Origin of the sequence: Shewanella sp. HN-41 (genome assembly GCF_000217915.1) — a bacterium.
Classification (GTDB): Bacteria; Pseudomonadota; Gammaproteobacteria; order Enterobacterales; family Shewanellaceae; genus Shewanella.
In genome coordinates, this window is record NZ_AFOZ01000035.1 from 23,932 (window position 1) to 33,559 (window position 9,628).

Consider the following 9,628-nt stretch of genomic DNA (forward strand, 5'->3'; position numbering starts at 1 on the left):
ACAGAATTGCTTTTTTTACCCGCGCTTGTCAACCCCTAAAATGGATTATTTATAGACAAACCTTAACGCCCGACAAAATGCTGCATCAAGATTAGTTAATATAAAGTTTTCTAGGGGTAAAAATACGATTTATGCAATAGATAACTGTTGACGTTAACGTAATCTAGTAGAGATGTGGTGTAAAAATTATTTATTTTTCATAAAATTACTTGCAACTCACTTTTTAATGTCACGTTATTTGTTCCACCTTATCACTCAGGGTAGATTCACAGACTAACGAGCAAAAATCACATTACACATACTGCACAGCACAAAACAGTGTTTAATCCGCCGAAAAAAAAGCTGTGCGATATCTAACATAAGCTGCTTCAAATTATCGCCAGCGTCAAAAAAGCGCGTTATTATGCGCGCACATTCCGAACCGGAGGCGATATGAAGATCACCCAACACAGCGCGGTAACCATTCATTACCGTTTATCAGACCAAGAAGGCAGACTGCTAGAAGACTCTTTTAGCGCAGAACCTATGCTATATTTGCACGGCACCGAAAACCTGATCCCAGGTTTAGAAGCGGCGTTAGAAGGCAAGGTCAAAGGCGAAAAACTCGACGTGACCATCAGCGCCGAAGAAGCCTATGGCCCTTACCATGATGGTCTGCGTCAAGCCGTTCCCCTAGAAGCCTTCGGTGATATCGAAGATATCGTCCCTGGTATGCGCTTTATTGCCGAAACTGAAATGGGCCAACGCCCAGTTCAAGTTGTCGAAGTAAAGGATGATGTTGTCATCGTCGATGGCAACCACCCTTTAGCTGGCCAAGCCTTGAGTTTTAGTATCGAAATTCTCGATGTACGTGAAGGAACAGCAGAAGAAATCGCCCACGGCCATATCCACGCCCATGGCGGTTGTGGCAGCCATGGTCATGATCATGACCACGGTGGTGGTTGCTGTGGTGGCTCAAGCAAAGAAGAAGCTGGCGGCTGCTGTGGCGGTTCTGACCACGATCATGCACACCACCATGAAGAACACGAAGCCTGTGACACTCCTAAAACCGGCTGTGATGGCAATGGTGGTTGTGGTTGTCGCGGTTAACAAGGCTCGGCTTAAGTTTTAAGCTAGCACTAATTTAGCTATATTTTTCACTTTCCAGTAATGAAGCACTTCCTTACATAAGGGAGTGCTTTTTTTATACGGAAATGATTATAATTTGTTAGTAAACCCTAAAACTGGCTTACGATTTAGAATATTCAACTACTTATCTGAATATTTTCAATTTGATACTAAATTTAAGCGATGGAGTGCTTATGCTAGCTAAACCCTTGTATGAAATTTTGCCCTATGGCTATATGGTGCTTGGTAGTTCGAGCTTTATTGCACTCGATATCAACTATGCAGTGATAGCGGCAACAGTGATTTTTATACTAGGAGCAAGGATCTATATTCAGCGGTCCCAAAACCGTCGTACTGATCCGGCAAGACGTAGGAAATCGGGTCATATTCCTGAAATGGTTTATAATTTTTTACCCTTTCTCTATCTATTCACCGCTTTGTCTATTTTCAAGTTTATGCCAAAGGATCTTTATCCAGTGCTCGCCATTTGTTTGCTTAGCTATGGTCTGTATATTTTGGTTAGACGTGCACTATATCGTCGTCACAGATTGCCAGAATCTCCCCATTTTTGAAATACATGCATAATTAGGGCGCCCTTGACCATAGGTTGTTATTGCGCTAATCGATAAGTTTCTGAATTGTTGCCCTATGCTCTGGAGTCATATTCTTTAAATAGTTAGAACAGCGGGTAATAGTCGCAATACTCACCTGAAATTCAGCCGCTATTTGCCTTTGGCTCATTTCACCATTGAGCAGTAGCTGAAAAACCTTGAGCCGTCCCGCGATAGCACTACGCTCTTCTTCGGTTAGCAGTAAATGAAATAGCACGGAAAGATCTTCATAATTCCCATGACTCAAAATCCGTTCTAAAACTAAATCCCAGTTTGCTCGCATAATCGCCCCAAAAGTACTGTTAAAGCATTACATTGGCAGTTTAACAGATTTACTTCCGTAACAAATAACTTGTTACGCTTCTTCATAATATCTAGACAAAAACTGACAAAATTGCTTCTAGTACATCAAGTTAATTTGTGTACAATAGTGGCGCAATGTCACACTTCGACACCAATTTGTGAGAATACGATGAAAAAATTACTACTTACTCTTGTGGCCAGTACCTTGCTGGCTTCAGCAGCTCATGCACACAATTTCGAAGATGCAAAAGATGCGATTGAATATCGCCAATCCGCATTTAGCCTTGTCGCCTATAACTTCGGTGATATGGGAGCCATGATGAAAGGTAAAAAACCTTTCGAAGCAGAAACCTTCGCAATGCGCGCAGCCAATGTTGCTGCACTATCAAAAATTCCTTTTGAAGGCTTTATTGACGGCTCAGATAAAGGTGAAACCGAAGCTTTAGCTAAAGTGTGGCAAGATAGAGCCGATTTTGATGCCAAAATGAAAACCTTCCAGGAAAACGCTGCGATTCTTGCTACCGTGGCGCAAAAAGGTGATCAAGCTGCAATCAAACAAGCCTTTATGGATACAGGTAAAAGTTGCAAAGGCTGTCACGACGTTTATAAGAAAGACTAGGTTTGTGTTTCCCCATAAAAAAAGCCTGCAACTTCGCAGGCTTTTTTATGGGGCAGCTCCCAATCTACAATGCTTGTACTATTGGCCAAATTAGGTAGAAAAATACGACTGTCGCCAACAGTCCCAATAGCATTAAAGCCAACCACACAGACTTAAACGTCAATTGGCTCGAATGTGCAGAAGATAGCTCAACGCGAGGAATGTTCTTATAACCACTGAGCATAGCGCCCACTAATCTATCACCTTTCATGGCATGCACTATGACAGCTAAAACATGAACAACACTCAGCAACAAGATAAAATTAAAATTTAACTTATGCAGCCAAGTTAAAAAAGCACTGCTATCAGAACTAACATAACTGTATAGCGGACCCTCAGTGAAAATATCATCCGTTGCAAATAAGCCTGTCACTAATTGCAAACTGATGACAGCAATCAATACCACAACCATATAGCCACCCATAGGATTATGTCCAAGCACTCTAGATACGCCTTTCGTTCGTGTATCTTTGAGATACTCCATCACAATTTTAGGATGGTGCACAAAATGACTAAATTTAGCGGTATCACTACCAATCAGCCCCCACAAAAGACGAAATCCAATCAGGATCAATAAACTGTAGGCAAAAATTTGATGCCATTGCATTTCGCCTGCATCGGCACTCCACCACAGTAATGCCATCAGCAGCACCATAGCCCAATGAAAAATGCGTGTAGGTAAATCCCATACTTTAATTTTGACATGCTCTGTTTTCATAAAACTGGCCCACCCGGGTGAACTAATGAAATTAAGTAGAAGTATTTTATCGGGATTTAATCAAAAACTTAAAGTAAAGATAGGTAAATCAGGGAAAAGACAGCGGAGTTATCCCATCAAATATGGCTCTATTCTGCAGGCATTACAAGGCTTTTTGACTAACAATTCTCGATATTTGTCTAAGCGATCAAATATCCAACGAACAGATACTAACCGAAACAAAAATGTGATCTAGATCTCGTTTTTGATAGCTAAGGTTGGTAACCTGAAATCCAAGGAAACAACAGAAGGTTCGACATATGCTAAAGATTACGAGCAAGCAACTAGAAGTCACTGCCCCAATCCGTGAACGCATTGAAAGCCGTTTTGAAAAACTTTCTAGGCACGATGTGCAGTTGATCAATCCCCATGTAATCATCACAGAGGAGAAACCTGGTTTCAAAATTGAAGCATCGGTTGGCATCCCAAATGGAGAACTTTTTGCTCAAGCCAAACACGAAAACCTTTACGCGGCTATAACTGCCATGGGTCAGAAATTAGAGAAGCAACTCAATCGATTAACCCATAAACCTGAAGCTCAACGTTTTGTTTCAGTCGTACAATCTGATGATGCTGTTAACAGCATGGATGAATATGAGGAGGAAGATGCAGCTTAAGCAATTCAGAGTTAGTGAGGGACACATCACTTCGAGAGGCATAAAGTAGAAAGTGTTTAAATTGTTTACCGTTTCTTGCAAGGGTTCAACAAATCATCATAATGATTAGCAAGAAACAACATGACATATTAAATATCTACTACACTTTACAAAGTGAGAGCAAGAATCGAAGTGATGTGAATTAAGCTACAATGATAAACAGTTAAAAATCAATCATTAGCCCATCTAATAAAAGGAGCGCAAAAGTAATCAACACATTTAACACTGAGTATTTTAGTGTTCACTGTATTCAACTAGGTTTAACTTTCACCATTAAGCTTTACTGATCCTTAGTTTTTATCGGCTCCACCTTTATTCAATTGATGCCATTGGTTAGGAGAACACGAGGAACTTATTGAAAACAGCTAAACTAGCTTTCGCAGAGTTGAGTTATTTGATAAAAACGTTATCTAACAACATCTTTATTTCAAATGGAGCAACAGTAATCTATTAGCAACACCGATTAACTATCGACAGTATAAGTGAAAACACAATCACTATAGAGGAGCAAAAACAGTCTAGTCATACATTAACCGTGCTAAGGTATAAACTAAGATTTTATGGTTGGCCTAATAGCTATCAAAAATAACTAGAAGGAGTAGATAGAGCGAGTGTTGAATTTTACAGTTTCTACAGACATACAAATTTTTTAATAACCAGAGAGGAGGACTGTTAGTTCAGAAGATATACATAAGTATGTTCCAGTCGAAATATTAGTAAGTGCATGTTTATTTATAGGTTAGAGTCAACTGTTAGTGAAAATGTAATACCGTAGTAAGATAGACAGTCACATTTTTATAGCAATACCATGTGAATTAAGCGAGTGATAAGGCTAAGCTGCTTAACAGCAATATGTACTTAGTACAAATGATGAGCCGTAAACTGCTTATTGATAAATGTAAGTCAGATAGAAGTAAGTAGTAGCTAGAGTTGTAAATGTTATTTGTTATGTAAAGTGATGGGTAACCCAAAGATAAATAGGGTTAATTTAATTTGATGTTCACTGACATAAGGAGGATAAACTCGCTTGACCAGATATACTATCTCAGACCAGCGCACCTCCGGGTGCGCTATTTTTTTATGACAGCAATCTCAATATTGAAATAGACGATATATGGTCTTTTTCGCCAACAACACAAGTAGCAAGTAGCAAGTAGCAAGTAGCAAGTAGCAAGTAGCAAGTAGCAAGTAGCATAATGTTATACCGTTCCCCTTAAACGGGACAAGGCTAGCATTAACCAAAATGTCCTTTTAGTGTAAACTTCCCTCTCGTCTATTATCTGAAAGCAAGGCATTGAAATCATGACCCAAGCGCTGTTTTATCTGATGCCGCCAATCGAACCAGGATCTGCAACAAATCATACAGACAGCAGTCTGGCGATAAGTGCAACTACAGCTTTAATAGAGATGTATCAACTGGCTTGTCACGTCGCCAAACAGGCTTTTATTAAGCAACAGTCTGTTTATATTCATTGCCAAAACAAAGAAGTCGCTTTTGAAATTGACGAACTCTTATGGCAATTTGAACCATCAGCATTTGTACCGCACAACTTGAAAGGTGAGGGTCCTGTAACAGGTTCCCCCGTTGAAATCGGTTTTGATCGCCTTGGCGCCAATAAAAGTCGCCAACTTCTGATTAATCTTGCAGACCAAGTGCCTCCATTTGCGGTAAACTTTGGCCAAATCATCGATTTTGTTGCCAATGACCAACAGCATAAAGCTGTCGCCCGCGAACGCTATCGGCAGTATCGCGACTTAGGTGTCGAGTTAACGACCCAAAATTTGGCAACACATCCATTTAATTAGTTTGAGACAGACACGTTCCCATGGAAAAAACATACGATCCGCAATCCATCGAGCAAGCTCTTTACCAAAACTGGGAAGAGCAAGGTTACTTCAAGCCACACGGCGACGAATCTAAAGGCAATTATTGCATCATGATCCCGCCACCCAACGTGACGGGCAGCTTACACATGGGCCACGCCTTCCAAGACACCATCATGGATACCTTGACCCGTTACCAACGGATGAAAGGCAAAAATACCCTATGGCAAGTCGGTACTGACCATGCGGGTATCGCCACCCAAATGTTGGTTGAGCGTAAGCTTGAAGCCGAAGAAGGCAAAAATCGCCATGACCTAGGTCGCAATGCCTTTATGGATAAAGTGTGGGAATGGAAAGCGCAATCGGGCGGCACTATCACTAAGCAGCTACGTCGTATGGGCGCCTCTGTTGATTGGGACCGCGAGCGTTTCACTATGGATGAAGGCTTATCCAAGGCCGTACAAGAAGTGTTTGTACGTCTGTACGAAGACGATTTAATTTATCGCGGTAAGCGTTTGGTCAACTGGGATCCAAAGCTGCACACTGCGATCTCTGATTTAGAAGTGGAAAGTAAAGAAAAACAGGGCCACATGTGGCACCTGCGTTATCCACTGGCCGACGGTGAACTGACGGCCGATGGTAAAGACTACTTAGAAGTCGCCACTACGCGTCCAGAAACCATGCTCGGCGACAGTGCGGTTGCTGTGCATCCCGATGATGAACGCTATCAAGCGCTGGTCGGTAAGTTTATTCTATTGCCGATTGTTAACCGCCGTATTCCTATCGTGGCCGACGATTACGTCGACATAGCCTTTGGTACTGGTTGCGTGAAGATCACCCCTGCCCATGACTTTAACGACTATGAAGTCGGCAAACGTCACAATCTGCCAATGTTTAACGTGCTGACCTTAGATGCCGCCATTCGTGCAAGTGCCGAAGTGGTTAACTCAGATGGCACCTTTAACAAAACACTCGATGGCAGCCTGCCTGAACGCTTTGCCGGACTCGACCGTTTTAAAGCGCGCGATGCTATCGTCGCTGAATTTGAAACCTTAGGGCTGCTCGAAAAAATTGCGCCTCATGCCTTGAAAGTGCCTTACGGCGATCGCTCGGGTGTGGTTATCGAGCCAATGCTGACGGACCAATGGTATGTGGCTGTTGCACCAATGGCAAAAACCGCTATCGAAGCCGTTGAAAATGGCAGCATCAAGTTCGTGCCGCAGCAATACGAGAACATGTACTTCTCGTGGATGCGCGACATTCAAGACTGGTGTATTTCGCGTCAATTATGGTGGGGTCACCGCATCCCCGCTTGGTACGATGAAAACGGCAAAGTCTATGTCGGCCGCAACGAAGCCGACGTCCGTGCTAAGCACAATATTGCCGACTCAATGCCATTGCGCCAAGACGAAGATGTACTGGACACTTGGTTCAGTTCAGCACTGTGGACTTTCTCTACACTGGGTTGGCCCGACAATCTAGAAGATTTAAAAACCTTCCACCCAACCGACGTATTGGTGACAGGTTTTGACATCATCTTCTTCTGGGTTGCCCGTATGATCATGATGACCATGCACTTCATCAAAGATGAGGACGGCAAGCCGCAAGTTCCGTTCAAAACTGTCTACGTGACTGGCCTTATCCGCGATGAGGCGGGTAACAAGATGTCAAAATCTAAGGGTAACGTACTCGATCCATTAGACATGATCGACGGTATCGGACTTGAAGATTTAGTTGAAAAACGTACCGGCAACATGATGCAGCCACAACTGGCCGCCAAGATTGAAAAGAGCACCCGCAAAGAATTTGAAAACGGCATCGAAGCCCACGGCACAGATGCCCTTCGCTTTACGCTTGCGGCAATGGCCTCAACGGGACGTGACATCAACTGGGATATGAAGCGCTTAGATGGTTACCGCAGCTTCTGTAACAAATTGTGGAACGCCTCACGTTACGTACTGATGAATACCGAAAGCCAAGATTGTGGCCCAGGCTCTCCAGAGCACAAAGGCGGCGAGATGGAACTGTCACTCGCGGATCGCTGGATTATCGGCTTGTTCAATCAAACCGTTAAGACCTTTGACGATCATATGGCAGCCTATCGTTTCGACTTAGCGGCCAACACCCTGTATGAGTTCACTTGGAACCAATTCTGTGACTGGTACTTAGAGCTGACTAAGCCCGTATTACAAAATGGCAGCGAGGCGCAAATGCGCGGCACTCGCAATACACTGGTGACAGTACTTGAAGCGATGCAACGCCTGATGCACCCTATGATGCCATATATCACTGAAACCATTTGGCAGCGAGTTAAACCGTTAGCCGGTGTCACAGGTGATACCATTATGCTTGCGCCGTTCCCAGCGTTTGATGCCGATAAAGTCGATAGCACAGCAATGGCCGATTTAGAGTGGGTCAAGCAAGTGATCGTCGCAGTGCGTAATATTCGCGCCGAACTGAACATTGCGCCATCTAAGCCATTAAATGCCCTTTTACGTGGTGTAAGCACACAGGATAAAGCCCGTGTTGAAGCAAACCAAACCTTCTTCACAACACTTGCTCGCTTAGAAAGCATGACCATTTTAGCCGATGGCGAAACCGCGCCTATGTCGACCACAGGCTTAATTGGTGAAATGGAGCTGCTGATCCCTATGGCAGGCTTGATTGACGTTGCCGCCGAAATGGCCCGTATCGACAAACAGCTTGAAAAGCTTGGCCAAGAGATTGCTCGAATCGAAGGCAAGTTGTCGAACCAAGGCTTTGTGGCGAAAGCCCCTGCCGAGGTTATCGACAAAGAGCGCGCTAAGATGGCCGATCTCAAGCGTGATATGGACAAGCTCAACGAACAAAAATCAGAGTTCGCTAAGTTAGAAGCTTAAGCTTCTCATGTGTTCTGATTAACTCGTTAACTGAATGAAGGGCAGCCACTAGGCTGCCCTTATTATATGTACAGCACTGCTATCCCATGGACTATCTTAAACATTGATCTAGGTCCTGTAGCCTGATGCAGCCTAAAGCAAAATCCTAACCTAAACACCAGCGCATTAACCTACACTTCGCATTAAAATCACGCATAGTCATCTTAATCCGTTCATCTAAATAAGTTATCCTCAGAGCGCTACTGCGACTCAAATTAGACTCAAAAACCACTCAGTCTCTTTATGCGTAACAGCCTTACGCTAAAATAAAGTCTAAGAAAGAGAAGTGATTAAAGCTAAACAGATGAAAGTCGCTAACACCTAGACTGATCAGCTGACAGGATATAAACCAGGTAAAAAGAGTTAGACAGCAAATAAAAAAGCCCTGCAATTACTTGCAGGGCTAATCTATTTGGTGCGCATGGAAGGAGTCGAACCTCCGACCGCCTGGTTCGTAGCCAGGTACTCTATCCAGCTGAGCTACATGCGCAAAACATTTTCTGGTTATTACAATCTAACCAACAGACCTGAGTTTAGAAGACACACTCGAGTCTCGCAAATTAATCATCTATTCCTTGCTGAGAGAATAGAATGGCGGAGAAGGAGGGATTCGAACCCTCGATGGGAGATAAAGCCCATACTCCCTTAGCAGGGGAGCGCCTTCGGCCACTCGGCCACCTCTCCGCAAAATCTGCATTTGTAAGCAAGCTTACATAATTGGTGCGCGTGGAAGGNGTCGAACCTCCGACCGCCTGGTTCGTAGCCAGGTACTCTATCCAGCTGAGCTACAGNGC

At 43.5% G+C, this 9,628-nt stretch carries 8 protein-coding genes and 2 tRNA genes; 6 read left to right on the forward strand and 4 right to left on the reverse strand.

Annotated elements, in window-relative coordinates; translation table 11 throughout:
* Positions 1–432 precede the first annotated feature (432 nt).
* Positions 433–1,089 carry a peptidylprolyl isomerase gene (gene slyD / locus SOHN41_RS13165; protein ID WP_007649778.1) on the forward strand — a complete coding sequence of 219 codons (657 nt, stop codon included), beginning with the start codon at positions 433–435 and terminating at the stop codon, positions 1,087–1,089.
* Positions 1,090–1,301: 212 nt separating this feature from the next.
* Positions 1,302–1,679: a hypothetical protein gene (locus SOHN41_RS13170; RefSeq protein WP_007649780.1), complete on the forward strand. Its 378-nt coding sequence runs from the start codon at positions 1,302–1,304 to the stop codon at positions 1,677–1,679.
* Positions 1,680–1,725: 46 nt separating this feature from the next.
* On the opposite strand, the gene trpR is transcribed toward SOHN41_RS13170, so the two are convergent.
* The gene (gene trpR, locus SOHN41_RS13175) at positions 1,726–2,001 is read right to left on the reverse strand and encodes a trp operon repressor (RefSeq protein WP_007649781.1); all 276 of its coding nucleotides are present in this window, start codon (positions 1,999–2,001) and stop codon (positions 1,726–1,728) included.
* Positions 2,002–2,190: 189 nt separating this feature from the next.
* Between trpR and SOHN41_RS13180 the strand changes: the two genes are divergently transcribed.
* On the forward strand, positions 2,191–2,640 hold the full coding sequence (locus tag SOHN41_RS13180) for a c-type cytochrome (RefSeq protein WP_007649782.1): 450 nt from the start codon (positions 2,191–2,193) through the stop codon (positions 2,638–2,640).
* Between the two features lie 64 nt (positions 2,641–2,704).
* Here SOHN41_RS13180 and SOHN41_RS13185 read toward each other — a convergent pair whose 3' ends face one another.
* Positions 2,705–3,397, reverse strand: a complete 693-nt coding sequence (locus tag SOHN41_RS13185; RefSeq protein ID WP_007649783.1) for a cytochrome b/b6 domain-containing protein — start codon at positions 3,395–3,397, stop codon at positions 2,705–2,707.
* Between the two features lie 299 nt (positions 3,398–3,696).
* Between SOHN41_RS13185 and hpf the strand changes: the two genes are divergently transcribed.
* The 3 genes from hpf to SOHN41_RS13200 all read left to right on the forward strand — a co-directional run bounded on the left by hpf (position 3,697) and on the right by SOHN41_RS13200 (position 8,795).
* Positions 3,697–4,053, forward strand: a complete 357-nt coding sequence (gene hpf / locus SOHN41_RS13190; RefSeq protein ID WP_007649785.1) for a ribosome hibernation-promoting factor, HPF/YfiA family — start codon at positions 3,697–3,699, stop codon at positions 4,051–4,053.
* Positions 4,054–5,394: 1,341 nt separating this feature from the next.
* A complete protein-coding gene (locus SOHN41_RS13195; protein ID WP_007649786.1) occupies positions 5,395–5,898 on the forward strand; it encodes a DNA polymerase III subunit chi in 504 nt (167 codons plus the stop codon).
* Between the two features lie 20 nt (positions 5,899–5,918).
* Positions 5,919–8,795, forward strand: a complete 2,877-nt coding sequence (locus tag SOHN41_RS13200) for a valine--tRNA ligase (protein ID WP_007649790.1) — start codon at positions 5,919–5,921, stop codon at positions 8,793–8,795.
* Between the two features lie 452 nt (positions 8,796–9,247).
* Here SOHN41_RS13200 and SOHN41_RS13205 read toward each other — a convergent pair.
* Together SOHN41_RS13205 and SOHN41_RS13210 are read right to left on the reverse strand one after the other, a co-directional pair.
* Positions 9,248–9,324 (reverse strand) — tRNA-Arg (locus SOHN41_RS13205).
* Between the two features lie 102 nt (positions 9,325–9,426).
* Positions 9,427–9,518: transfer RNA gene (locus SOHN41_RS13210), tRNA-Ser, on the reverse strand.
* Positions 9,519–9,628: the final 110 nt, after the last annotated feature.